Below are 25,463 nucleotides of genomic sequence, written 5' to 3' on the forward strand. Positions count from 1 at the left end.
TCATAGGCATGCTCGAAGCTGCTGATCAGGCTCTAGTAAATGATCTTACTGGTGCGCCATCGCTTAAACAGCGTCGCGCATTGGCGAAGATCATTACTTTGCTGGAATCAACTCGCTTGGACCACCGTCATCGCGCTGATGACGTGCTCAATACTTTGTTGCCTAAAACAGGTAAATCATTTCGGCTTGGTATCTCTGGTGTTCCTGGCGTAGGCAAATCAACTCTCATTGAATCTTTGGGTCTTTACCTCATTGAAAAAGGTCATCGTGTTGCGGTCTTGGCGATTGATCCAACATCCAGTTTGTCTGGTGGCTCGATTCTGGGTGATAAAACCCGCATGGAGCGTTTATCGGTTTTAGAGAATGCCTTCATTCGTCCAAGCCCTTCCTCATTAACTCTGGGTGGTGTTGCTGAAAAAACCCGCGAAGCCATGCTGGTGGCTGAGGCAGCGGGTTTTGACATCATTATTGTTGAAACGGTCGGCGTTGGTCAAAGTGAAATTGCCGTTTCTGGTATGACCGATATGTTCCTGCTATTGCAATTGCCGAATGCTGGTGACGACCTGCAGGCAATTAAAAAAGGCGTGATGGAAATTGCTGATTTAATTGTGATTAATAAAGTGGATATCGACCCAGATGCCGCCATGCGCGCACAGCTTTTTATCACTAGCTCATTGCGACTATTAGGTTTTCAGGGCAATCCTGACCATGCATCACACGATAAAGAGTTTTGGCATCCACAAGTCATGACCCTGAGCGCATTGGAGGGTAAGGGTGTGCCGGAGCTGTGGGACAAAGTCTCCCATTTTGAAAAGCTTCAGAAGGCAAACGGCAAATTTGATTCTCGTCGCAAACAACAAGCAGGCGCATGGATGTGGGATCGCATCGATGCAGGATTAAAAAATGCATTTCGTAGCAATGTGGCAGTGCAAGAACTTCTACCAAGTTTGATTGCACAGGTAAACCAAGGAACTATGGCAGCTTCAGTAGCAGCAAGACGTCTACTGGAAACCATGGGGCATGAATTTTTCTAAGGAGCGGGAAATGAAGGAAATCATTCAACAACTGGAAGCCAAACGTGAGCTGGCCCGACTGGGTGGTGGGCAAAAGCGTATTCAGGCTCAGCATTCGAAGGGCAAATTAACGGCCCGTGAGCGTATTGAGCTCTTGCTAGATGCTGGCACATTCGAAGAATGGGATATGTTCGTAGAGCACCGTTGTCATGACTTTGGCATGGGCGATCAAACAGTTCCTGGCGATGGCGTGGTTACTGGTTACGGAATGATTAATGGCCGCTTGGTTTTTGTATTCTCACAGGACTTCACGGTATTGGGCGGATCTTTATCAGAAGCGCATGCTGAAAAGATTTGCAAGATCATGGATCAAGCACTTAAAGTTGGCGCTCCAGTAATTGGTTTGAATGACTCTGGCGGCGCGCGTATTCAAGAGGGCGTTGCTTCACTTGGTGGCTATGCTGAAATTTTCCAGCGCAATGTTACGGCATCTGGTGTGATCCCACAGATCTCCTTGATCATGGGGCCATCTGCCGGTGGTGCGGTTTATTCACCAGCATTGACCGATTTCATCTTCATGGTCAAAGACAGTTCTTACATGTTCGTTACTGGCCCGGAAGTGGTCAAGACGGTTACCCATGAAGATGTCACCGCGGAAGAATTGGGTGGCGCTGTAACGCACTCCACAGTATCTGGCGTTTGTGATTTGGCATTTGATAATGATGTTGACGCCATCATGATGTTGCGTCGCTTCTTTAACTACTTGCCACTTTCTAATCGTGAAAAGCCACCTTTGATCAAAGGTGCTAATCGTACAGAGGAGCCAGATTTTTCCTTGGATACATTGGTACCATCTAATCCTAATCAACCTTACGATATGAAAGAGTTGATTGAGAAGATTGTTGATGACGGTGAGTTCTTTGAATTGCAGCCAGATTACGCAAAAAACATTGTTATTGGTTTTGCCCGTATTGAAGGACGCTCGATTGGTATTGTTGCCAATCAGCCATTAATTCTGGCTGGTTGTTTGGATATCAAGGCTTCCATTAAAGCGGCGCGTTTTGTGCGCTTCTGTGATGCCTTCAATATCCCTGTAGTCACACTGGTTGACGTTCCAGGATTCATGCCGGGTACTGCTCAAGAGTATGGCGGCATCATTAAGCATGGTGCGAAATTACTTTATGCCTATGCAGATTGCACTGTACCTAAGGTTACTTTGATTACTCGTAAAGCATACGGCGGCGCCTATGACGTGATGGCTTCTAAGCATTTGCGTGGCGACGTGAATTTTGCATGGCCATCAGCAGAGATTGCAGTAATGGGGCCTAAAGGTGCTGTAGAAATTATTTTCCGCGAAGAGAAATCGGATCCAGAAAAAATTGCTGCACGTGAAGCTGAATACAAGTCTAAGTTTGCCAACCCATTTGTGGCTGGCCGTCGTGGCTATATTGATGACGTTATCTTGCCTCATGAAACCCGCAAACGTATCGCTCGCTCCCTTGCGATGCTCAAAGATAAAGACTTGAAGAATCCTGCGCGTAAACACGGCAATATTCCTCTGTAAAGGCGCTGACAAATGATGACTACGAAAATGTTTAAGAAAATTTTGATTGCTAACCGCGGCGAGATTGCTTGCCGTGTAATGATGACTGCTCAAAAGATGGGCATCAAGACTGTTGCCGTTTATTCTGAAGCGGATAAAGAGGCGCGTCACGTGCAGTTGGCTGATGAAGCGGTTTGTATTGGGCCAGCACCTTCACGTGAATCCTACTTGGTCATGGATCGCATCATCCAGGCTTGTAAAGATACCGGCGCTGAAGCAGTACACCCAGGTTACGGCTTCCTGTCTGAGAACGAGCAGTTTGCTAAGCGCTGCGAAGAAGAGGGTATTGTCTTTATTGGCCCAAAACACCAATCCATTGCTGCAATGGGCGACAAGATTGCCTCCAAGAAACTTGCTTTAGAAGCCAAGGTTAATACCATTCCTGGTTACAACGAGGCGATTGATACTACCGAAGAGGCAGTAAAGATTGCTCAAGGTATTGGCTATCCAGTCATGATCAAAGCATCTGCTGGCGGTGGCGGTAAAGGTCTGCGCGTTGCCTTTAATGACAAAGAAGCTGCAGAAGGTTTTGCTGCTTGTAAAACTGAAGCGATGAATAGCTTTGGCGATGACCGCATCTTTATTGAGAAGTTTGTGGAAGGTCCGCGCCATATTGAGATTCAGGTATTGGGTGATTCTCATGGCAACGTAGTTTACCTAAACGAACGTGATTGCTCCATTCAGCGTCGTCACCAAAAGGTGATCGAAGAAGCTCCGTCCCCATTTATCGATCCTGCAACTCGCAAGGCGATGGGTGAACAAGCGGTAGCGTTGGCTAAAGCAGTGAATTATCAGTCTGCTGGTACGGTTGAGTTTGTAGTTGGTAAGGATAAGTCTTTCTACTTCCTGGAAATGAATACCCGTTTGCAGGTAGAGCATCCTGTAACGGAAAGTATTACCGGCCTGGATTTAGTTGAGCAGATGATTCGTGTTGCTGCGGGTGAAAAGCTGACATTCAATCAGGAGGATGTAAAGCTCGATGGTTGGTCGATGGAGTGCCGTATTAACGCAGATGACCCGTTCCGCAATTTCCTGCCGTCTACAGGCCGTCTTGTTAAATATCGTCCACCAGAGTCTATTAACGGTGTGCGTGTGGATACTGGTGTGTATGAGGGCGGTGAGATCCCGATGTACTACGACTCAATGATTGCCAAGTTAATTGTTCACGGCAAAGATCGTACCGAAGTCATTGAAAAGATGCGTGCCGCATTGAATGATTTCGTGATTCGCGGCATTCACTCCAATATTCCGTTTCAGGCTGCCTTATTGCAGCACCCACGCTTTGTAAATGGCGACTTTACAACTGGCTTTATTGCAGAGGAGTATCCAGAGGGTTTTAAAAAGGATTCCGTTCAACCGGCTGACCCTAAGCGTCTTGCTGCTTTAGCCGCATTTATGCGCTATCGCTACCTTCAGCATATTCAAATGATTGATGGTCAATTGGCTGGCCATGAAATGATCATCGGCAAAAAGTTTGTTGTAGTTACCGGTAAAAAAGCCGGATCTATGGATGATCCTATCGAAGTGCCTATTCGCGTTGAACTCAAGGATGGCATTTATTCAGTCTATATTGATGATGCAGACGGAGTAAGCCGTTATGACATCGTCAGTGACTGGCGTCCAGGACAAATTTGCCTGAACGCCACCATTAATGGTACCCATAAGATCACGGCACAAGTTGAGCGTCGTGGCGTGAGGTATGCACTGATCCTTGATGGAGTGCATTACGAGTGCATGGTTTTGAGCCCACTGGGTGCAGAGCTGCAACGCCGCATGCCAGTGAAGTTGCCGCCTGATACCTCTAAACTGGTCATGTCGCCAATGCCCGGACTGTTGACAAAGATTGCCGTCAAGGTGGGTGAAGCGGTAACTGCTGGTCAGAAATTAGCCTCGATTGAAGCAATGAAAATGGAAAACACGCTCTCTGCAATGCAGGATGGCGTAGTTGCTGAAATCTGCGCTAAAGAGGGCGAAAGTTTGGCGGTTGATCAATTGATCATTCGTTTTGAGTAATGTAATCAATACGGCATCTATGACTATGAGCGCTAAGCCATTCAAAATTTTAGGTATTCAGCAAATCGCTATCGGCGGCGAGAGCAAGGATCGACTCAAGAAGTTGTGGGTCGATATGCTTGGCTTTGAATACAAAAGCACTTTTGTCTCTGAGCGTGAGAACGTGGATGAGGATATTTGTGCAATTGGATCAGGTGCTCATGAGATTGAAGTCGATCTCATGCAGCCATTTGATATCGAAAAGAAACCTGCTGTACACCAAACGCCTTTAAATCATATTGGTTTATGGGTGGATGATTTGCCTATGGCGGTTGAATGGCTCACCGCGAACGGCCTTCGCTTTGCTCCAGGCGGCATCCGCAAAGGGGCGGCAGGCTATGACATCACCTTTGTTCATCCCAAGGGAAATGATGAATTCCCCATCAGCGGTGAAGGGGTCCTGATTGAGCTGGTTCAGGCGCCTCCTGAAGTCATTGCAGGATTAAGTTCATAATTTGCTTTATTGATTTATCAATTAATTGAATTAGTAACTAAATAAGCAAATAAGGCTTCATGTGGCAAACATATTAGCCATCGACACCTCATCAGCCTGGTGTTCGGTGGCTTTATCTTTAACTGATCAAACACCAGAGCTGAGACACGAAGCGGTCTCAGCTGGCGCTAGCCAACTCCTATTGCCTTGGATTGAGTCACTGCTAGGTAATGCCAAGATCAATTTAAAAGATCTAGATGCTATTGCTGTCGGAATTGGTCCTGGTGCATTTACTGGGGTGAGGTTGGGTGTTGCGGCTGTACAAGGTCTGGCGATTTCGAAGAATCTGCCCGTGATCTCTGTAATTAGCTTGGATGCCATTGCATCACAACTTATTAAATCGCCTGCATTTCAAAAGACTAATGCAAAACATTTTGTGATTGCTATTGATGCGCGCATGGATGAGGTCTATTGGGCTCGATACGAGGCTCAGCTCGATCTGCTGCCAATGCGTATGGGTGACATACATCTCACGAAACCTGAGGATATAGCGCTTGAGGGCATTGATTACTTGGCTGGTAGCGCTATTAGCCCATATCGTGAACGCCTGCCAAACTTTAATGGCGGCTTAGATGCGGAGATTGCGATATCTGCAATAGGTGTTATGGGCTGCGCAAGTTGTTTATTTACAGAAGGTATGCGGCAAGATGTTAGGCAGCTTGAGCCTTTATACGTACGCAATAAAGTGGCGCTAACTACTGCTGAGCGTGTAGAGGCATTTAAGTAATGTCTGATCAATCAATTTCTGGGGGTGAGGCAGAGCTTTCCTTCTTGCCGATGCAGCCAGCAGATTTAGATGAAGTTCTCAAGATTGAGTCGGTCTCACATATTCATCCATGGACTAAGGGAAACTTTTCAGATTCTCTAGCGGCTGGGCATTGGGCTTATTGCATTCGTCCGCAAGTCGATCAGGTAATTAAGGGCTCTTATTTAGATCCGGATGTACTGTGGGCTTATTGCATCTTATTTCCTGCGGTAGACGAATTACACCTTCTGAACATTACGGTTTCACCTCATCTTCGTAAGCTTGGCCTGGGTAAAAGAATGATGGCTGCTATTGATGGCGTCGCCGCACAGCAAAAAATGCCACGCATCATATTGGAAGTAAGGCCAACCAACACCGCAGCCTTGGCGCTCTATCAAAAATTAGGCTATGAGCAGATTGGCGTGCGCAAGAATTACTATCCAGCAAGTCCTGAGAGTGGTTCTCGTGAAGATGCGCTCGTAATGGCCAAATCGATTAAGCTAGAGCCATGACAAGCACGCATTCAGCCTACTTAAAAGAAATGGGCATTACCGAGTGGACCTCGCGTGATGCCGCACAGGTCATACCAGAGGCAACAGTTGCAGTAAGTGCTCCTGCCACAGACTTAGACGACACTTCTGCACAGCGCATCTCATACGGCACTTGGTGGTTTTTTGGCATCGAGCCTCAGGGTGATGCACAAATCCTATTTCAAAATATCATTCGCGCATTAGGGTTGGCTAAAAATGAATGGTCTTGGAAAAATGCTTCGGTTAACTTGAGCCAGCTATCAAGCCCAGAAACACCAGTGGTTGCGGTAGCATTTGGCGGACCCGTTGCTCAGAAAATAACTGGTGAGCGAGATCCTTTGTCTCAGTTGCGTGAGACAGTGTTAGCACTCAACACGGGGAACGAGGAAGAGATTCCAGTGATTGCTTCTTTTGAGTTAAATCAAGTACTCACCAAGCCAAAAGACAAGGCTCTTTTGTGGCAAGATTTATTGCTTGCTAAATCTGTATTGCAAAACAGCTGATCAGAGTCTCAGAAATCAGGCCTAGTGCTTGTGTTCGCCAATGAGATGCATGGAGTCATACTCCGCTTGATTTCTGGCATGGCGCTTAATAACGAGCCACATAATGATGCTTACTGTTACGCCAAAGCCAATGATCACAAACTGGACCGGTAAATCTAACCAAATCAGTAGTGAGTAAATCAACAGCATTACTAGTACAGAAATATTTTCATTGAAGTTCTGTACGGCAATAGAGTGACCTGCAGACATCAAGACATGGCCACGATGTTGAAGCAATGCGTTCATTGGCACTACAAAGTATCCAGCTAACCATCCCACCAATATCAATAAGAAATAAGCTGGTAATAAATTGAGGGAAACTTGAAGCTTGCCAATCGAAAAAATACTGGTATTGGGCAGCATATCTGAGTTGTAGACTGCCATGACACAGACAACCAAGCCCATAGCAATGCCGTAAGGCAAGACGTTTAAGGACTTGCGTAGCGGAATTCGCCAAGCCGCATAGACGGCGCCGCCTGCAACGCCAACAGCGGAAATTGCCTGCAGAATTGCCCCTTGTGACAGGTTCATGTGGAGTGCAACTTGCGCCCACTTGATCACAATAAATTGCAGGGTAGCGCCTGCGCCCCAGAATAAAGTGGTAACCGCTAAGGAAATTTGCCCTAGGCGATCATTCCAAAGTGTCTTAAAGCAGATGGCAAAGTCTTTAACCAATTCAATTGGATTGGTTTTTTGTGAAACGTACCTTGCGCCGGTATCGGGAATCTTTAAGTTAATCAGTGCTGCAACCACATAAATCATCATGATGATCAGAATGGCTGACTCCGCTGGCGTATCGATGCCCGTATTAATACTCGGTATATCCAAGGCTAAAAGACTTTCAGAAACGGTGCTGCTGATCAGAACGCCCCCTAAAACTGTTCCTAAAATGATCGAACTTACCGTTAGGCCTTCGATCCAGCCATTGGCGGCTACTAATTTTTCAGGGGGGAGTAGTTCAGTCAAAATTCCGTACTTAGCAGGCGAGTAGGCTGCAGCGCCCAAACCAACAATCGCATAAGACATCAGCGGGTGGCTGCCAACTAGCATTGCTACACATCCAATGAACTTAATGGTGTTTGTGATGAACATGACATTGCCCTTAGGCCTGGAGTCCGCAAAGGCTCCCACAAAGGCTGCCAAGAGAACATAGGACAATACAAAGAACAATTTAAGCAAAGGCGTCATCCAGGCCGGAGCGTGAAGCTGGGCCAGGAGGGCAATAGCTGCAATTAGGAGAGCATTATCAGCAAGCGACGAAAAAAATTGCGCCGCCATAATGATGTAAAAGCTACGGTTCATTCGTACAATCTAGTCATTAATACAATTAAAACATGAAAGGAGGGGTAAATATGGGTGAATCTGCTAACGGCCTGATTAATAGACCAATTTTGGCCTCTATTCATACTGCCGCCTTTCAGCATAATTTAAACCGAGTTCGGGAGTTGGCGCCAGAGTCCAAGATTTGGGCTGTGATCAAAGCCCGTGCCTATGGCCATTGTTTTGATGCTGCCCTTAAGGGTTTGGCCTCAACGGATGGCTTTGCCTTATTGGATATACAAGACGCGTCCTGGTTGCGGGAGCATGGCTGGAAAGGCCGCATTCTTCTTTTGGAGGGGTTCTTTCATGAAAATGAGCTAACCCTAGCGGAAGATTTGGAGTGTGATCTGGTAGTTCACTGTGATGCGCAGGTTGAATGGTTGGAAAGATTTAAGGGTAAAAACCACAAACCTTTTAATGTCTTTCTGAAGATGAATACCGGCATGAACCGCCTTGGATTTAGGCCCGAAGCCTATCGGATTGGCTTTCATCGTTTACATGCGGCTGGTTATCACATGCATCACATGACGCACTTTGCTAATGCCGACCAAGTGGATCAATTACCTTCAGTTGGTGCTCAACAAGAATTATTTAATGAAACTATTGTGGGTCTAGAAGGCGCTACCTCTTTGGCTAACTCTGCCGCTATCTTGTGGCATCGTAACGCTTTGGGTGATTGGGTTCGTCCCGGCATCATGTTGTATGGCGCATCTCCAACTGGTCAGCATGTCGACATCGAGCATGCCAATCTTCAGGCGGTGATGCAACTGCATAGCGAAATTATTGATATTCAAGACCTTCAAAAGGGCGACCGAATTGGATATGGCGGCAGATACGAGGCTCCGAGTGCAATGCGAGTCGGTATCGTTGCTTGTGGATATGCAGACGGTTATCCGCGCCATGCAAAAGATGGCACCCCCGTGTGGGTTGCTAACGGCACAGGTGATCAAGGAGTTATTTGTCCGCTAGTAGGAAGGGTTTCGATGGATATGTTGGCAATTGATTTGCGCAAGGTTCCAAATGCAAACATCGGTAGCGTTGTGCAACTGTGGGGCGATAAGGTGGCTGTAGATGATGTTGCTCAAATGAGCGATACGATTGGCTATGAGTTGCTATGCGCTGTAGCCCCAAGGGTTCCTGTCGCCATTAAATAAACTACTGAAATAACAAAGCAGGAAATAAAAAATCCTCCGAGTTGGAGGATTTTTATTGGTTGGTAAGTTGCTAGGAGAAGATCGAGGCAGCTTACTTATTCCAGAACTGCCACCATCTGCGTTCCTTCTGAACACGCTGGCCTGTAGTCATCATTTGACTGTCTGGGAAGTTTAATTTAAAGACGCGTGCTGAGTCATTGCTGAGTTGAACCATGCCCAACTTTTCATACGACTTGGTAAGAATGTAAAGCGCTTCCTCAACAGCAGGTGCGCGGTCATAGTCACGAATCACTAATTGAGCGCGATTGGCTGCAGCCAAGTAGGCGCCACGTTGATAGTAAAAGCGAGCAACGATGACATCTGCCTCTGCAAGAGAGTTCACGATGTAGCGCATGCGATCCAAGGCGTCAGGTGCATATTTGCTGTTCGGGAAACGCTCGACAACTACTTTGAAAGATTCAAATGCTTCTTTGGCTGCTTTTGGATCGCGCTCACTGAGATCTTGGCCCGTGAATTTACCCAGCCAACCCAAGTCATCATTAAATGTAATGAGACCTTTTAAATAGTAGGCGTAATCTAAGCTAGGGCTTCCTTGATGCAATTTAATAAAGCGATCAATAGCAACCAGTGCTTGCGTTTGCTCTTGGGCTTTCCAGTAGCAATAGGCTGCGTTAATTTGAGCTTGTTGTGAATATGGACCAAATGGAAAGCGCGCCTCTAATTTCTCAAAGTATTTTCCGCACTTAGCAAAGTCAGCATCATTGAGTTTGTCAGTTGCTTCTGAATAGAGTTTTGCCTCAGACCAAATATCGGTGTCATCTTTAGAGCCCTCGCTACCAGCGCATCCACCTAAAACTATTGCCGCGAAAAAGAGGGCAATCAGCAGGGCGATTGACCCGCTAAATAAATGAAAGCGCTTTTTTTGTGGGGATGAATTCCCAGCAAGCCTTAAACTGGCGTCTGATATTACGTCGGACATAACTGAAAGGCTCTCTAAGCGTGGCATTGCCGCAAACTCCTGAATCGAATCCCATTGATTATATCGATGATGAGGATTTCATCTCCTTAGATATCCCTATGGAGATGGCTGGTGAGCGCTTGGATAAGGTGCTGGCAGGGTCTTTGCCTGATTATTCGCGTAATCGCCTAAAAGCTTGGGTTGAGGCTGGTGCCGTCATGGTTGATGGAAAGGTCACTAAAGCCCGATATTTACTCCATGGGGGCGAGAGTATCAAGGTATTTCCTCAAGAAATGCCCGAACAATTCGCCTTTAGTCCTGAAGATATCCCTTTGGATGTGGTTTATGAGGATGAGGCCGTCATTGTGGTCAATAAGCCCCCCGGTCTTGTGGTTCATCCTGCGGCCGGTAATTGGTCGGGAACGCTATTAAATGGGCTCTTATTTCGCTATCCAGAGCTCAAGCTTCTCCCAAGGGCTGGGATTGTGCACCGGCTCGATAAGGACACCTCTGGCCTCATGGTAGTTGCTAGAACATCACAGGCCCAAACCTCTTTAGTGCGCCAACTGCAAGACCGAACAGTGGGGCGCCGCTACCTTGCGTGTGTATGGGGTGATGCACCAAGTCAAGGCAAGGTATTGGCTTCCGTGGGTCGCGATCAACGAGATCGCCTCAAGATGGCTGCCGGCAGCCCTCAAGGTAAGCCTGCAGCCACTTTATTTCGCCGCCTAGCCAAAGGTTTTGTTGGAGAGTCTGCTGTAGTTCTATTGGAGTGCCGCCTGGAGACTGGGCGCACCCATCAAATTCGGGTTCATCTGGAGTCTCTTGGTTTTCCGCTGGTAGGTGATCCGGTATATCGCAAAAAGGTGCCTGGAGCCTCTAAAAACCTCGCATTTAATCGACAGGCTTTGCACGCCTTCGCGCTGAGTCTTCAGCATCCGGTGAAGAACGAATTGATGACTTGGTTTCGCCTTCCGCCACAAGATTTATTAGATCTATTGCCACAATTGGGAATGAATGAAGAGGTGCTACCCAAAGAGGCCGTGGTGTTGGCGTCAATTGAAAATGAATCAAGAGCATGAGTTTTATAGTCCCGCAATGGCCAGCTCCTAAGTCGGTTAAAACTCTGGTGAGCGTTCGCAAGGGTGGCGTTAGTCAGCAGCCTTTCGATAGCCTTAACCTTGGGGATCATGTGGGTGACCGGGCTAAAGATGTTTTGGCAAACAGGGCTATCTTTGCCAAGGAGTTGCCTACTGAGCCCTTGTGGCTAAAGCAAACGCACAGCACTGTCGTGAGCACTCCCCACAGCAGACTGTCTACCGGGGGCGGGGAAATTTCAGCAGATGCCTCGGTCACCAATATTCCTCATGAGGTCTTGGTCATCATGACAGCTGACTGTCTCCCCGTTCTTTTTACGAACTCCAGGGGCACTGCTGTAGGTGCTGCTCATGCAGGATGGAGGGGGCTTTGTGCAGGAGTGCTTGAAAATACGATTACCGAGCTCTTAAATCTTTCGGAAGATAAAAATCCAGCAAGATTGATGGCATGGTTAGGGCCAGCAATTGGTCCTGAAGAATTTGAAGTTGGTGAAGATGTAGTGTTGGCTTTTGCCAATTCCAATTCTAATTTCCCTGTCCCTGTGGGTTCATTCAAAGCAATTCCAAGTAGACCTGGAAAATTCCTGGCAAATATTTACCAGTTGGCAAGAGGGCGGCTGGAAGCTTGCGGTATGGAAATCATTTCTGGCGGGGAATTTTGTACCGTTAGAGATAAAGAGCAATTTTTTTCTTATCGTCGTGACGGCAGAACAGGTAGATTCGCCTCAGCAATCTGGATTTCAAAATAGTTTTAGCAATGCTTATGAGGGTAACTACTAGCCTATCCTTTGGGCTAGGGTATTTGCGTATAACTCTCTAGTGCTTAAGGGCGGAGAATGTCTCTAACTAATTGAAGAGACTACTATGTTTGCAGGCATGAATACCGGTGCAACGCCATCTTTGGCACCGCACCATATGGCGCTAATTCCGCCCGAGCGCTTATCTGAAATTCAAAAAGAATATTTCACTGAATTAGCGCACATTGCTACCAATCCTGAAGCGATCGAGGTTAAAGATCGTCGCTTTGCAGGCAAAGCATGGCATTCCTCTTGGAGTAAGGTTATTGCTGCCACTTATTTACTGAATTCCAAACATTTAATGGCATTAGCCAATGCAGTGGATACAGATGAAAAGCAAAAGCAAAAAATTCTGTTTACTACTGAGCAAATGATTGATGCGCTTTCACCATCAAACTTTATAGCTACAAATCCAGAGGTCTTAGAAAGCATTATTAGCTCCCAAGGGCAATCCATTCAAAAAGGAATTGTGAACTTATTGGGGGATATGAAAAAAGGCAAGGTCTCGCAAACGGATGAGTCTGCTTTTGAAGTTGGTAAAAATATTGCCACTACAGAAGGGCATGTAGTTTTTCGTAATGAGTTGTTTGAGCTGATTCAATACACGCCATTAACTGAGCAAGTATTTGAGCGCCCCTATTTGATGGTGCCTCCCTGCATCAATAAGTATTACATTCTGGATTTGCAGCCCGATAACTCCGTAGTGCGCCACATGGTGAGTCAAGGCCACACCGTTTTTTTGGTGTCCTGGAAAAATCCAGACGCATCGATGGCCGAAGTCAGTTGGGATGATTACGTCGGCAAGGGCGTCATCAAAGCAATCGAAGTAGTTAAAGAGATTGGTGATACCAAGCAAATTAATATCTTGGGCTTCTGTGTTGGCGGCACCTTAACGACCTCTGCATTAGCTGTGTTAGCTGCTCGAGATGAGCATCCGGCTGCTAGCTTGACGCTATTTACGACCTTATTGGATTTTACGAACACTGGCATTTTGGATGTTTTTATTGATGAAGACATGGTCGAGATGCGCGAGAACAGCATCGGTGGCAAGGGTGGTAAATACGGCATGATGTCAGGCTTAGATTTGGGCAATACCTTCTCGTTCTTGCGCCCAAATGATCTCGTGTGGAACTATGTTGTTGAGAATTATCTTAAGGGTAATTCTCCGCCACCATTTGATTTGCTTTATTGGAATGGCGACTCTACCAATCTACCTGGTGCAATGTACTGCTGGTATTTGCGTCATACCTATTTGCAAAATGACTTAGTGAAGCCTGGCAAAGTCAAAATTTGTGGCGAGAAGATTGATCTCGGAAAAATTACATGTCCTGCGTATCTTTACGCATCACAGGAGGACCACATTGTTCCCTGGCAGTCAGCATACGAGTCAACTCATATCTTGAAAGGTAAAAACCGTTTTGTTCTAGGAGCATCAGGACACATTGCGGGAGTAATTAATCCGCCCGCTAAAAATAAACGCTACTACTTTGAAAATAACAAGATTGCTCCTACAGCCCAAGAGTGGTTAGAAGGTGCAAAACAAATCCCCGGTAGCTGGTGGCCTGACTACACCAAGTGGCTTGAGCAATTTGGTGGAGAGAAGAGGGCGGCAAGTGCTACTTTTGGAAATACAAAGTACAAAAAAATGGAAGCAGCGCCGGGTGTGTATGTAAAAGAAAAAGTAACACCGGAACTCAAGTAACAATTAACGAAGGTTTTTAAAAGGGGAAATTAATGTCTCAAAAAGTCGCATATGTAACTGGTGGTATGGGTGGTATTGGTACCGCTATCTGTCAACGTCTTGCTAAAGACGGCTTTAAGGTGATTGCTGGCTGTGGCCCGAATTCTCCGCGCAAAGATCGTTGGATTGGCGAGCAGAAAGCGCTCGGCTACGACTTTATCGCCTCTGAGGGCAACGTTTCTGACTGGGATAGTACTGTTGCCGCCTTTGAAAAAGTAAAGGCTGAAGTAGGTCGTGTTGACGTATTGGTTAACAACGCCGGCATTACTCGTGACAGCGTGTTCCGCAAAATGACTCCAGATGCCTGGAAAGCGGTTATCGATACCAACCTGAATTCCCTATTTAACGTAACCAAGCAAGTCATTGATGGCATGGTTGAGAATAACTGGGGCCGCATTATCAACATCTCATCTGTGAATGGTCAGAAGGGTCAATTTGGGCAGGCTAACTATTCCACTGCTAAGGCAGGTTTACATGGCTTTACGATGGCTTTGGCACAAGAGGTGGCTACAAAGGGTGTGACTGTGAATACTGTCTCTCCTGGCTACATTGGCACTGACATGGTTAAGGCTATTCGTGAAGATGTACTGGAAAAGATTGTTTCTGGTATTCCAGTTAAACGCTTGGGTACGCCTGAAGAGATCGCCTCTATTTGTTGCTGGATCGCCTCTGACGATGGTGGCTATGCCACTGGTGCAGACTTTTCATTAAACGGTGGCATTCACACTGGTTAATATTGCGCTGCAGCAATTATTGCAGTTCTTGTAGTACGCAACACAGCGTATTTACCTTTTGGTCAAACTGGGGCTAAACTACGCTGATGTTGCGATGCAGTAAAGAGTAAGGAAAAAAATGGTAACCCGCGCTAAACGAGCTGGCGAAGATCGGCTCATCAAGAAGTACCCCAATCGTCGTCTCTACGACACTCAAACTAGTGCGTATGTCACGCTGTCGGACATCAAGAGCTTGGTCATGGGCAATGAAGTCTTCAAAGTGGTAGATGCTAAAACTGAAGAAGATTTAACACGCAACATTTTGCTGCAAATTATTCTTGAAGAAGAGGCTGGTGGTGCACCAGTATTCTCAACTCAAATGCTTTCTCAAATCATTCGCTTCTATGGAAACTCCATGCAAGGTTTGATGGGAAATTATCTCGAAAAAACTATGCAGTCCTTTGTGGACATTCACAACAAGCTTGGCGATCAAACCAAAGGACTTGGTGCAGGCAGCACGCCAGAAGCCTGGTCGCAAATGATGAACTTGCAAAATCCACTTATGCAAGGCCTGATGGGCAACTACATGGAGCAGAGCAAAGATCTCTTCATTAAGATGCAAGAGCAGGTTCAGGACTCACAAAATATTTTTGGAAACTTCCCGTTTTCTCCTCAGCCCAACAAAACTGAAAAAGAATAGTTGTGGCCGGGAAAATTGGATTTGTTTCCTTGGGATGCCCTAAGGCGCTAGTAGATTCTGAACTTATCCTGACGCAACTGAGTGCTGAAGGTTACGAGACTGCTAAAGATTATTCGGGCGCAGATTTGGTTGTTGTGAATACCTGCGGCTTCATTGATTCAGCAGTTGAGGAGAGTCTCTCCGCTATTGGTGAGGCCTTGGCTGAAAACGGTAAAGTGATTGTGACCGGTTGTTTGGGCGCCAGAAAAAATGCCGATGGCAGCGATCTTATTTCTAGCATTCACCCTAAAGTCCTTGCTGTAACAGGGCCGCACGCCACTGATGAGGTGATGCAAGCAATTCATTTGCACCTGCCTAAGCCGCACGATCCTTTCACGGATTTAGTGCCACCTGCTGGTGTAAAGCTCACACCAAAACATTACGCCTATCTCAAAATTAGCGAAGGCTGTAATCATCGCTGTACTTTTTGCATCATCCCGAATTTACGTGGTGATTTAGTTTCGCGTCCAATCGGCGAAGTACTGCTTGAGGCAAAGCGTTTATTTGAGTCAGGTGTTAAAGAGCTCTTGGTTGTATCGCAAGACACCAGTGCTTATGGCGTTGATATTCAATATCGCACTGGATTTTGGGATGGCAAGCCAGTGAAAACCAAAATGTTTGATTTGGTGAATGCTTTAAATCAAATTGCTAGAGAGCATCAAGCTTGGGTGCGATTGCATTATGTTTATCCATATCCACACGTCGATGATGTTTTGCCTTTGATGGCGGAGTTCTCCGAACACGGCTATGGTGTATTGCCGTATTTAGATATTCCGCTACAGCATGCCCATCCAGATGTACTCAAACGTATGAAACGTCCTGCTAGCGGAGAAAAGAATTTAGAGCGGATTCTGGCATGGCGTGAAGCATGCCCAGGCTTGGTGATTCGCAGCACCTTTATTGCTGGATTTCCTGGTGAGACTGAGGAAGAGTTTGAATACCTACTCAATTTCCTGGATGAGGCTCAAATTGATAGGGCTGGTTGTTTTGCCTATTCACCAGTGGAAGGCGCCACTGCCAATCAATTGGATAACCCAGTGCCAGACGAAATTCGTGAAGAACGCCGCGCCAGATTTATGGCTAAGGCTGAAGATATCTCCATTAAGCGACTTGCTAAAAAATTAGGCAAACGTATTCAGGTCATCATTGACCGGGTGGATGACCAGGGTGGAATTGGCAGAAGCATTGGTGATGCCCCTGAAATTGATGGTTTGGTGAGGGTTTTGCCGCCTAGCAAGCCTTCTAAGCGCTACCGTGCTGGAGAAATCATCAGAGCGACTGTTGTTAGCTCCCAAGGGCATGACCTAATAGCCGAAACTTGACGAATGCAATAAAACTGATGGTTGAATTACTTATTAAGTACTAATTTAGTACAAAGTCAGCCTAATAATTAGGCTTAGCAAAGGGGATTGATATGAGTCGTGATGTCGTTGTCTTAAGTGCAGTTCGTTCCGCAATTGGCACCTTTAATGGTTCCCTCAGCAGCTTTGAGCCTTCTGAGCTCGGCGGCATTGTGATGAAAGAGGCAGTTGCTCGCTCAGGTGTTGATCCAGCGTTGATCAATTATGTGACAGTTGGAAACACAATTCCTACAGATAGTCGTTATGCGTATGTTGCACGTGTTGCATCTATTCAGGCTGGCTTGCCAATGGAATCCGTTGCGATGGCATTGAACCGCCTCTGTAGCTCTGGCCTACAAGCGATTGTGACGACTGCACAGCAAATTATGTTGGGTGATTGTGATTACGGCGTTGGTGGCGGTGTTGAAGTAATGTCACGCGGTATGTATGGTTCACCTGCAATGCGTAGTGGTGCTCGTATGGGCGATACCAAGATGCTCGACTTAATGGTTGCGGTTTTGACTGATCCATTTGGCGTTGGCCATATGGGCGTTACAGCTGAAAACCTCGTTGAGAAATGGAAGCTGACACGCGAAGAGCAGGACGCATTGGCAGTAGAGTCACACCGCCGTGCAGCTAATGCAATTAAAGAGGGTCGCTTTAAGTCTCAGATCGTTCCTATTACGATTAAAACTCGTAAGGGCGATATCGTGTTTGATACTGATGAGCATTGCAAGCCAGAGACCACTATGGAAACGCTTGGCAAGATGAAAGCCGTGTTCAAAAAAGAAGGCGGCTCTGTTACTGCAGGTAATGCCTCTGGTATTAATGATGGCGCTGCGTTCTTTGTATTGGCCGATGCCGAAACGGCTAAAAAGGCTGGGCATAAGCCAATCGCTCGTTTGGTTTCTTATGCAGTTGCTGGTGTGCCAAACCACATCATGGGTGAGGGCCCAATCCCGGCTACTAAGATTGCTCTAGAGCGTGCTGGCCTAAAGTTAGATCAAATCGATGTCATTGAGTCTAATGAAGCTTTTGCTGCTCAAGCTTTGGCAGTGACAAAAGGGTTGGGTTTAGATCCAGCCAAGACAAACGTAAATGGTGGCGCAATTGCATTAGGTCACCCAATTGGTTGCTCTGGTGCGGCGATTGCCACTAAAGCGATTCACGAACTTCATCGCGTTCAAGGTAAATATGCATTGGTAACAATGTGTATTGGTGGTGGTCAAGGTATCGCCACTATTTTTGAGCGTTTATAAGCTCTTCTGTAGAAATGATTACCCTGATCTCTTGGGTAAAGACTTAAGAGATCAGTAGTAAAGCAGCATCTAAGCCGACTCGGTCAAAAGCCGCGTCGGCTTTTTCTTTGACAACTGGCTTAGCTTGATATGCCACGCTAATGCCTGAACCATTCATCATGATCAAGTCATTTGCACCATCGCCCATCGTGATAGCGTTGGCTTTAGTGCAGTCGAGACGGGCACAAACTTCATCTAAATGGGCTGCCTTAGCGGCGCCATCAACGATATCACCTAGCACTTTGCCGGTGAGCTTGCCATCAATAATTTCAAGAGTATTTGCTTGAGTTTGTTTGAACCCTAATTGCTGGCGTAACTTTTCTGTAAAGAATGTAAAGCCACCAGAAACTAGTAAGGTATACAAACCACGTTCATGAGCGCCGGCCAATAGTTCGGCGGCGCCAGGATTGGGGCGCAAACGCTCACGATAAACGGATTCAAGTGCATCGGCATGGACGCCTTCAAGCAATGCAACGCGTCTCATTAAGCTTTCTTTAAAGTCTTTAATCTCGCCACGCATAGTAGCTTCAGTAATTTCTGCTACAGCCGACTTTTTACCCGTGAAATCAGCAATCTCATCTATGCATTCAATATTGATGAGTGTTGAGTCCATGTCCATGGCTAAAACTTTTATATCTTGCGCCACAAGTTCAGGTCTTAAAAAGCATAGATCTGCATTATGGTTTGCGGTAATGGTACGCAGCTGTTCGCGTTGGCTAGTATCTAGATGCGCGCTAGATTCAAAGCGTTCCACAAAATAGCTGCCATTGCTAGTTTGGCCGCCTATGGAATGCAGGGAGACACCAAACTTTAGCGCGCAATCTTTTAATGAAAAGACCATTTTTTCTGAGAGAGGGTCTCTAGAGATGGCTACAAGAATTTGGTGGTTAGGCATAGATCAATAATAAATCGAATTATTAGATTATTAGATTGTTAACTTGCTTTGGCAGGGCTTAAAACCGCAGATTCATTGAGGCGGCGCAGGATATTGCGAATGGCATCAAGGCGCTGTTCAAGCCTCTCAAATTCACGGTCTTTCTGGGGAAGTACTTTTAACTTATCTTGACCATTGAGTTGAATGTATTTTGAAGACTGAATTAATTGAATGATCTTCATGGGATCGATTGGTGGGTTCGGTATAAATTGAATCTGTATTGAGACAGGCGTCGCGTCAATTTTCTTGATGCCAAAGCCTGTCATCTCGAGACGTAGACGATGAGTCTCATAAAAAGACTTTGCTTGATCGGGCAGATCGCCAAAGCGATCAACCAGCTCTTCACGCAAGCCCATAAGCTCTGAGAAGTCATGGGTACCGGCAAAGCGCTTATACAAAGATAGTCGTTCATGCACATCAGGACAGTAATCTTCGGGTAGCAGGGCTGGAACACCAAGATTGACATCGGTTGTCGCTTGTAATGGCGAAAGTAAATCTGGCTCCTTGCCACTTCGCAGAGACTTCACGGCACGGTTAAGCATTTCGGTATAGAGCTGGTAACCAATCTCATGGATTTCTCCAGATTGCTTATCCCCCAGCACTTCACCGGCCCCACGTATTTCTAAGTCATGCATGGCTAAGTAGAAGCCAGAGCCCAGTTCTTCCATAGCCTGAATCGCATTGAGGCGTAATTGCGCTTGCTTGCTGAGTGCTTCAGGATCGGGGACTAGCAAATACGCATAAGCCTGGTGATGGGAGCGCCCAACGCGTCCACGCAATTGATGCAGTTGGGCTAAACCAAATTTATCAGCGCGGTGCATGATGATGGTATTAGCTGTTGGAACGTCAATACCGGTTTCAATAATGGTAGTACATAGCAAGATGTTGGTGCGCTGAGTCACGAATTCACGCATGACCGATTCCAGTTCACGCTCATGCATTTGTCCGTGAGCAACACTAATGCGCGCTTCCGGAATGAGTTCTTGTAGGGCGTGCTTACGATTTTGAATGGTTTCTACTTCGTTGTGCAGGAAGTAAACCTGGCCACCACGTTTAATCTCCCGCAATACCGCTTCACGTATTACTCCATCACCTTCACGCCTTACAAACGTTTTAATAGCCAGTCGTTTCTGTGGGGCGGTGGCAATGATCGAGAACTCACGAAGTCCTTCCATAGCCATGCCTAGGGTACGTGGGATTGGTGTAGCGGTTAGAGTCAAGATATCGACCTCAGCACGCAGGGCCTTGAGGGCATCTTTTTGACGAACACCAAAGCGATGCTCCTCGTCAACGATGACCAAACCTAAATTAGCAAATTGCGTTTCTTTGGAGAGCAGTTTGTGCGTGCCAATAATGATGTCTGCATCACCTTTGGCAATAGCTTCTAAGGAAGCATTAATTTCTTTAGCAGTCTTAAAGCGAGATAGCTCAACAATGCGTACAGGCCAATCTGCAAAGCGATCTTTCCAGGTGGCAACATGTTGTTCAGCAAGCAGGGTAGTCGGCGCCAATATAGCCACTTGTTTGCCGCCCATCACTGCAATAAAACTGGCTCGCAGAGCTACCTCTGTTTTTCCAAAACCAACATCACCACAAACCAAGCGATCCATTGGTGTGCCGCTAGTCATATCACCAATGACGGCTGCAATAGCATTAGCCTGGTCTGGCGTTTCCTCAAAGCCAAAGCTTTCTGCAAAAGCCGCGTAGTCATGAGCTGAAAACTCAAACGCATGACCTTTGCGAATAGCTCTGGCGGCATATAAACCTAAAAGCTCAGCGGCAGTATCTCGAATTTGTTGAGCAGCTTTGCGCTTGGCTTTATCCCACTGACCAGACCCCAGTTGATGGAGTGGTGCTGAATCAGGATCTGATCCAGCGTAGCGTGTCACCATTTGCAATTGCTGCACTGGTACGTATAAGGTGGCTTCACCAGCATACTGCAGATGGAGGAACTCTTCGAATATAGGTGCATCTTTAGGTGGCGCTAAATTCAGAAGAACTAATCCTTGGTAACGTCCAATGCCATGCTCTGCATGAACTACGGGATCGCCGATCTTGAGCTCAGACAGATCCTTAAACAGCATATCAGGATCAGCATTTTCACTTGCCTTACCTTTGCGCCGTTGTCTTGCTGTAGTAGTAAATAACTCTGCCTCAGTAATAACCAGCAGATTTTCTGCGGGCCAAGAAAATCCATTAAAAAGCGGTGCGGTAACTAGACCAAATAAAGAATCGCTCTTAATAAAATCGGCAATACTATCAAAGCCCTCTGGTTTAAGCGGGTAAAGGGGCTTGCCATCGAGACCGGCAACTAAATTACTCTCATCAAAGAGTTGACGAATAGATTCTTTTCGCCCGGCACTATCGCTACAAATTAATACGCGAACCTTTTCTGATGCAGCGACTTTGCGTAGGAGATTAATTGGATCAGCATCGCGGCGATGAACTGCAACATCAGGTACAGCGAGAAATTGACTTTTCTCTGAGCTATTTTTCTCAAGCGTTAAACGTGCAAAGGGTTTGGACGTTGTAAAGAATTCATCCACATCCAGAAATAACTCTTTTGGAGGAAGAATTGGACGCTCTAAATCATGTTTGAGAAATTCATAGCGAGAGAGAGTGTCTTTCCAAAAGCCTTTAATGGTTTCTTCAGCATCACCAATGCTGACAAGCCATACAGGATCGCCAGAGCGCGGAAAGTAATCAAAGAGATTGGATTTCTCTTCAAAGAACAGTGGGAGATAAGATTCAATGCCGGCGCTAGGTATGCCTAGGTTGGCATCCTTGTAGATAGAGCAGCGGCTGGGATCGCCTTCAAATACTTCTCTCCAGCGGCCCCTGAATGCAGTACGCGAGGCGTCGTCGAATGGAAATTCATGTCCAGGCAGGAGGCGAACTTCTTTAACGGGGTAGAGGCTTCGCTGAGTATCGGGATCAAATGCACGAATTTGCTCAATCTCATCACCAAATAAATCGAGGCGGTATGGAAGGCTCGATCCCATGGGAAATAAATCAAATAGACCGCCACGAATGCTGTATTCACCTGGGCGCATCACGGCGCTAACAGGGTCATACCCAGCTTGTTGCAACTGAAGCTTTAAAGCAGCTTCATTAAGTTTGTCGCCTTGCTTAAAGAAAAAGGTATGGCCCGATAAAAAGTCTGGTGGACCAAGTCTCTGGAGCGCGGTGGTAACTGGAACTAAAACAATATCGCAACTACCATTCAGTAATTCGTAGAGCGTGGCTAAACGCTCTGAGACTAAATCTTGATGTGGGGAAAAGTGATCGTAAGGAAGAATCTCCCAGTCTGGAAGAAGTCTTGTTTTTAGCTGTGGCGCAAAAGCCGGAATTTCTTCCAATAGTCGTTGGGCTTCCTGAGCTTGGGCACAGAAAATCACCATGGCTGAAAACTGATCGCGATAGCGAAGGGCGGTTTGGGCAATTAAAGCGGCATCTGATGAGCCGACCAGCCCCGAAAAGGTAAAGCGCTGCCCAGCCCGGGGAGCGGGTATGGGGGGTACTAGATTTAATGCGTCAGACATCTGGGCTCATTATAGAATCAGGCATGGATTCTGGAAATCATTCAGCTAAGCGCTGTCACGCACTTTTACCAACCGCTGGCACTGGCTCTAGGCTGGGCGGAGATTTGCCTAAGCAGTTCCAGTGCTTGGCTGGAAAGCCGATGGTCTCTTATGCTTTGAAAGCATTTAATGAGACGTCTCAGATTCAGTCCATATGGATTGGTGTGAGCCCTGGGTTTATTCACAACCCCGTTTTGCAGAAAATTGCCAGCTCTGGGGCAGATATTCATGTTGTGCCAACAGGCGGCCGAACACGACAAGAAACTGTTCGAAATACCTTGGCTGCCATGATGAAGTCAGGGATTCCTGAAGATGATTGGATATTGGTCCATGATGCGGCCCGGCCTGGAATTACCCCGGCATTGATTAATAAATTGATTGACTCTGTAAAGGACTCAAGCTCGGGCGGTATTTTGGCTGTGCCTTTGGCGGATACCTTAAAGCAGGCCGATTTAGATTCGGTAATCGCGGGGAACATTCCTCACTCAGAGAGAACTATTCCGCGTGACCATCTTTGGCAGGCGCAAACCCCCCAGATGTTCGGCTTGAAGCAGTTGCATGATGCTTTAGAGAGTGCTATCCGTCTTGAAGCGGATGTGACCGATGAGGCCAGTGCAATTGAGTTGGCTGGCGCAAAGCCTCTATTAATAGAAGGCGCTGCACGTAACTTTAAAGTGACGCATCCTGCTGATTGGGATTTAATGCAATTGCTTCTAAGCTCAAGCGCCGAATAAATAAAGACCTTATATGACTCAATCAAACTCTCACATTCCGCAATTTCGCATTGGCCAGGGTTACGACGTACATGCTTTAGTGTCAGACCGCAAACTCATTTTGGGCGGTGTTCATGTGCCTTATGACAAGGGCCTATTAGGTCACTCAGATGCAGATGCACTTTTACATGCACTAACGGATGCCTTGCTTGGCGCCGCTGGTTTAAATGATATTGGGCAGTTATTTCCAGATACCGACCCCCAGTTTAAGGATATGGATAGTCGTATTTTGCTCCGCGCTGCCTTGCAAAAAGTCCAGGCAGCAGGCTTTCAGATTGGCAACGTCGATGCCACGATTATTTGCCAGAAGCCAAAATTGGCCGATTTTTTGCCTGAAATGGTCCGTAATATTGCTGCTGATTTGGCTGTTACCCCTAGCCATGTCAATCTCAAGGCTAAGACCAATGAATCCCTGGGCCATTTAGGCAGAGGCGAGGGTGTTGCCGTCCATGCGGTCGCTTTGCTCTATAAGGCCTAAAAGATCCTCTAAAACCCTAGGCATTGTAGAATTACGGTCTTTAGAGTGAAGTCTAAGCTTGGCAGTTTGCGGATATTCGCGAGGATGGCGAAATTGGTAGACGCACCAGGTTTAGGTCCTGACGCCAGAAATGGTGTGGGGGTTCGAGTCCCCCTCCTCGCACCACAAGATTGCTACTTGGCTTGGACTTCACATTTCCAGATCTTCAATTAAGAGACGAGAATGGCTGTGCAGATAGAAAATTTAGGTTCACTAGACCGCAAAATGACTTTGGAATTCGCTCGTGCCGATTTGGCAAAAGCGCGTGAAGCCCGTTTGGCTAAAGTTGGTAAGACCATGAAAATGGCTGGCTTTCGCCCTGGCAAAGTTCCAAAAAATCTCGTTGAAAAACAACATGGCATGCAAGTGGATTTTGAACTCCAGTTTGATAAAGCTGCTGAAATGTTTTATGAGCTAGCCCAAAAAGAGGGCGTTGCATTAGCCGGTCAACCACGTCTTGAGCCAAAGAGTGAAATTGATGCTGACAAAATTGTCTTCGATGCCTTCTTTGAAGTATTGCCAGAAGTGAAGATTGGTGACTTTAGTAAAGCTGAAGTAACGAAATACACAACTGATATTGGCGAAGCTGAAATTGATCGCGCCTTAGATGTATTGCGTAAACAGCAAGTTCATTACCACCCACGTGGTGAAGCTGGCGCCCATGGCGACGGCGGTTCTAGTACTGCAGCACAAAATGGCGACCAAGTTGTTATTGACTTCGTTGGCAAGATTGATGGCATTGAGTTTGCTGGCGGCAAAGCCGAAAACTTTGAATATGTATTGGGTGAAGGCCGTATGCTTCCTGAATTTGAGGCGGCAACTTTGGGTCTCAAAGCGGGCGAAAGCAAATCATTCCCATTGAGCTTCCCAGCCGATTACCATGGCAAAGATGTAGCAGGTAAAACGGCTGAGTTCACTATTACTGTGAAGTCAGTTAATTGGCCGCACCTCCCAGCTGTTGATGATGCATTTGCATTATCTTTGGGTGTTGCTGAAGGTGGCGTTGCCAAAATGCGCGCTGAAGTAAAAGAAAATTTAGATCGCGAAGTAAAGCGTCGCATTACTTCTTTGTTAAAAAATGAAGTAATGGATAAGCTCAACAGCTTGTGCGAACTCGATGTGCCTAAATCTTTGGTGGCTTCCGAGCAAGAGCGTTTGGTTGAAGGTGCTCGCCAAGACTTAATGCAGCGTGGTGTGCCAAATGCAAAAGATGCTCCAATTCCTGCTGAGATTTTTACTGAGCAGGCTACTAAACGTGTTCGCCTTGGTTTGATCCTCAGCGAATTAGTGAAGAAGCAAAACTTGGCTGCTACTGCAGATCAAATTAAAGCTGAAATCGATGAGCAGGCCGCTACTTACGAAGATCCAAAAGAAGTGGTTCGTTGGTTCTATAGCAATCCTAGCCGTTTAAAAGACATCGAGAACCTTGTGCTTGAAGATAATGTCATTAAGTTCTTCACAACACAAGCTAAAGTAAGCGACAAAGCGGTAAGCTTTGAAGAGCTCAGCAAGCTAAACTAAGT

At 46.5% G+C, this 25,463-nt stretch carries 22 protein-coding genes and 1 tRNA gene; 19 read left to right on the forward strand and 4 right to left on the reverse strand.

Features of this window, described 5'->3' with window-relative positions; translation table 11 throughout:
* Positions 1-8 precede the first annotated feature (8 nt).
* The 7 genes from meaB to ICN18_RS09590 all read left to right on the forward strand — a co-directional run bounded on the left by meaB (position 9) and on the right by ICN18_RS09590 (position 6,939).
* Positions 9-1,034, forward strand: coding sequence for a methylmalonyl Co-A mutase-associated GTPase MeaB (gene meaB, locus ICN18_RS09560; RefSeq protein ID WP_216190269.1), 1,026 nt, complete (start codon positions 9-11; stop codon positions 1,032-1,034).
* Positions 1,035-1,044: 10 nt separating this feature from the next.
* Positions 1,045-2,577 (forward strand): acyl-CoA carboxylase subunit beta, encoded by a 1,533-nt coding sequence (locus ICN18_RS09565; protein WP_216190270.1) that lies wholly within the window; start codon positions 1,045-1,047, stop codon positions 2,575-2,577.
* Positions 2,578-2,592: 15 nt separating this feature from the next.
* Positions 2,593-4,629 carry an acetyl-CoA carboxylase biotin carboxylase subunit gene (gene accC / locus ICN18_RS09570; RefSeq protein ID WP_255532213.1) on the forward strand — a complete coding sequence of 679 codons (2,037 nt, stop codon included), beginning with the start codon at positions 2,593-2,595 and terminating at the stop codon, positions 4,627-4,629.
* Positions 4,630-4,654: 25 nt separating this feature from the next.
* Complete coding sequence (locus ICN18_RS09575) at positions 4,655-5,122, forward strand: VOC family protein (protein ID WP_216190484.1); 468 nt, start codon at positions 4,655-4,657, stop codon at positions 5,120-5,122.
* 61 nt (positions 5,123-5,183) lie between these two features.
* Positions 5,184-5,888 carry a tRNA (adenosine(37)-N6)-threonylcarbamoyltransferase complex dimerization subunit type 1 TsaB gene (tsaB, locus tag ICN18_RS09580; RefSeq protein ID WP_369411888.1) on the forward strand — a complete coding sequence of 235 codons (705 nt, stop codon included), beginning with the start codon at positions 5,184-5,186 and terminating at the stop codon, positions 5,886-5,888.
* Entirely contained in the window at positions 5,888-6,418 is a 531-nt protein-coding gene (gene rimI, locus ICN18_RS09585; protein WP_216190272.1) for a ribosomal protein S18-alanine N-acetyltransferase, read from the forward strand. Before tsaB ends, rimI begins: the two co-directional genes overlap by 1 nt.
* Positions 6,415-6,939: a uracil-DNA glycosylase family protein gene (locus ICN18_RS09590; protein ID WP_216190274.1), complete on the forward strand. Its 525-nt coding sequence runs from the start codon at positions 6,415-6,417 to the stop codon at positions 6,937-6,939. The genes rimI and ICN18_RS09590 overlap by 4 nt, the downstream gene beginning before the upstream one ends.
* Before the next feature lie 21 nt (positions 6,940-6,960).
* On the opposite strand, the gene lplT is transcribed toward ICN18_RS09590, so the two are convergent.
* Positions 6,961-8,280, reverse strand: a complete 1,320-nt coding sequence (gene lplT / locus ICN18_RS09595) for a lysophospholipid transporter LplT (RefSeq protein WP_216190275.1) — start codon at positions 8,278-8,280, stop codon at positions 6,961-6,963.
* 74 nt (positions 8,281-8,354) lie between these two features.
* Here lplT and alr point away from each other — a divergent pair, with 74 nt between their 5' ends.
* Positions 8,355-9,452 carry an alanine racemase gene (alr, locus tag ICN18_RS09600; protein ID WP_216190487.1) on the forward strand — a complete coding sequence of 366 codons (1,098 nt, stop codon included), beginning with the start codon at positions 8,355-8,357 and terminating at the stop codon, positions 9,450-9,452.
* A gap of 91 nt (positions 9,453-9,543) precedes the next feature.
* Here alr and ICN18_RS09605 read toward each other — a convergent pair whose 3' ends face one another.
* Positions 9,544-10,431 (reverse strand): outer membrane protein assembly factor BamD, encoded by an 888-nt coding sequence (locus tag ICN18_RS09605; RefSeq protein WP_216190277.1) that lies wholly within the window; start codon positions 10,429-10,431, stop codon positions 9,544-9,546.
* Positions 10,432-10,451: 20 nt separating this feature from the next.
* Between ICN18_RS09605 and ICN18_RS09610 the strand changes: the two genes are divergently transcribed.
* The 7 genes from ICN18_RS09610 (at position 10,452) to ICN18_RS09640 (ending at position 18,096) form a co-directional block, all read left to right on the forward strand.
* Complete coding sequence (locus tag ICN18_RS09610) at positions 10,452-11,492, forward strand: RluA family pseudouridine synthase (protein ID WP_369411889.1); 1,041 nt, start codon at positions 10,452-10,454, stop codon at positions 11,490-11,492.
* A complete protein-coding gene (gene pgeF, locus ICN18_RS09615; RefSeq protein ID WP_216190278.1) occupies positions 11,489-12,256 on the forward strand; it encodes a peptidoglycan editing factor PgeF in 768 nt (255 codons plus the stop codon). Before ICN18_RS09610 ends, pgeF begins: the two co-directional genes overlap by 4 nt.
* Before the next feature lie 115 nt (positions 12,257-12,371).
* On the forward strand, positions 12,372-14,006 hold the full coding sequence (gene phaC / locus ICN18_RS09620; RefSeq protein WP_216190279.1) for a class I poly(R)-hydroxyalkanoic acid synthase: 1,635 nt from the start codon (positions 12,372-12,374) through the stop codon (positions 14,004-14,006).
* A 32-nt stretch (positions 14,007-14,038) separates the two neighbouring features.
* A complete protein-coding gene (locus ICN18_RS09625) occupies positions 14,039-14,779 on the forward strand; it encodes a 3-ketoacyl-ACP reductase (protein WP_215360233.1) in 741 nt (246 codons plus the stop codon).
* Between the two features lie 118 nt (positions 14,780-14,897).
* Positions 14,898-15,458 carry a polyhydroxyalkanoate synthesis repressor PhaR gene (phaR, locus tag ICN18_RS09630; RefSeq protein WP_216190281.1) on the forward strand — a complete coding sequence of 187 codons (561 nt, stop codon included), beginning with the start codon at positions 14,898-14,900 and terminating at the stop codon, positions 15,456-15,458.
* Between the two features lie 2 nt (positions 15,459-15,460).
* The gene (gene rimO, locus ICN18_RS09635) at positions 15,461-16,819 is read left to right on the forward strand and encodes a 30S ribosomal protein S12 methylthiotransferase RimO (RefSeq protein WP_216190282.1); all 1,359 of its coding nucleotides are present in this window, start codon (positions 15,461-15,463) and stop codon (positions 16,817-16,819) included.
* 92 nt (positions 16,820-16,911) lie between these two features.
* Positions 16,912-18,096 (forward strand): acetyl-CoA C-acyltransferase family protein, encoded by a 1,185-nt coding sequence (locus ICN18_RS09640; protein ID WP_216190284.1) that lies wholly within the window; start codon positions 16,912-16,914, stop codon positions 18,094-18,096.
* A 43-nt stretch (positions 18,097-18,139) separates the two neighbouring features.
* Here the strand turns inward: ICN18_RS09640 and serB are convergent, their stop codons facing one another.
* Both serB and mfd read right to left on the reverse strand, forming a co-directional pair.
* A complete protein-coding gene (serB, locus tag ICN18_RS09645; protein WP_216190285.1) occupies positions 18,140-19,030 on the reverse strand; it encodes a phosphoserine phosphatase SerB in 891 nt (296 codons plus the stop codon).
* Between the two features lie 38 nt (positions 19,031-19,068).
* Positions 19,069-22,611 carry a transcription-repair coupling factor gene (gene mfd / locus ICN18_RS09650; RefSeq protein ID WP_216190287.1) on the reverse strand — a complete coding sequence of 1,181 codons (3,543 nt, stop codon included), beginning with the start codon at positions 22,609-22,611 and terminating at the stop codon, positions 19,069-19,071.
* Positions 22,612-22,634: 23 nt separating this feature from the next.
* Between mfd and ispD the strand changes: the two genes are divergently transcribed.
* From ispD to tig, 4 genes are all read left to right on the forward strand, one after another.
* Complete coding sequence (ispD, locus tag ICN18_RS09655) at positions 22,635-23,384, forward strand: 2-C-methyl-D-erythritol 4-phosphate cytidylyltransferase (protein WP_216190288.1); 750 nt, start codon at positions 22,635-22,637, stop codon at positions 23,382-23,384.
* 13 nt (positions 23,385-23,397) lie between these two features.
* Positions 23,398-23,901, forward strand: a complete 504-nt coding sequence (ispF, locus tag ICN18_RS09660; protein WP_216190289.1) for a 2-C-methyl-D-erythritol 2,4-cyclodiphosphate synthase — start codon at positions 23,398-23,400, stop codon at positions 23,899-23,901.
* Positions 23,902-23,979: 78 nt separating this feature from the next.
* Positions 23,980-24,066, forward strand: a tRNA-Leu gene (locus ICN18_RS09665).
* Between the two features lie 57 nt (positions 24,067-24,123).
* Positions 24,124-25,461 (forward strand): trigger factor, encoded by a 1,338-nt coding sequence (tig, locus tag ICN18_RS09670; protein WP_216190290.1) that lies wholly within the window; start codon positions 24,124-24,126, stop codon positions 25,459-25,461.
* The last annotated feature ends 2 nt before the right edge of the window (positions 25,462-25,463 follow it).

This window comes from Polynucleobacter parvulilacunae, assembly GCF_018881715.1.
Classification (GTDB): domain Bacteria; phylum Pseudomonadota; class Gammaproteobacteria; order Burkholderiales; family Burkholderiaceae; genus Polynucleobacter; species Polynucleobacter parvulilacunae.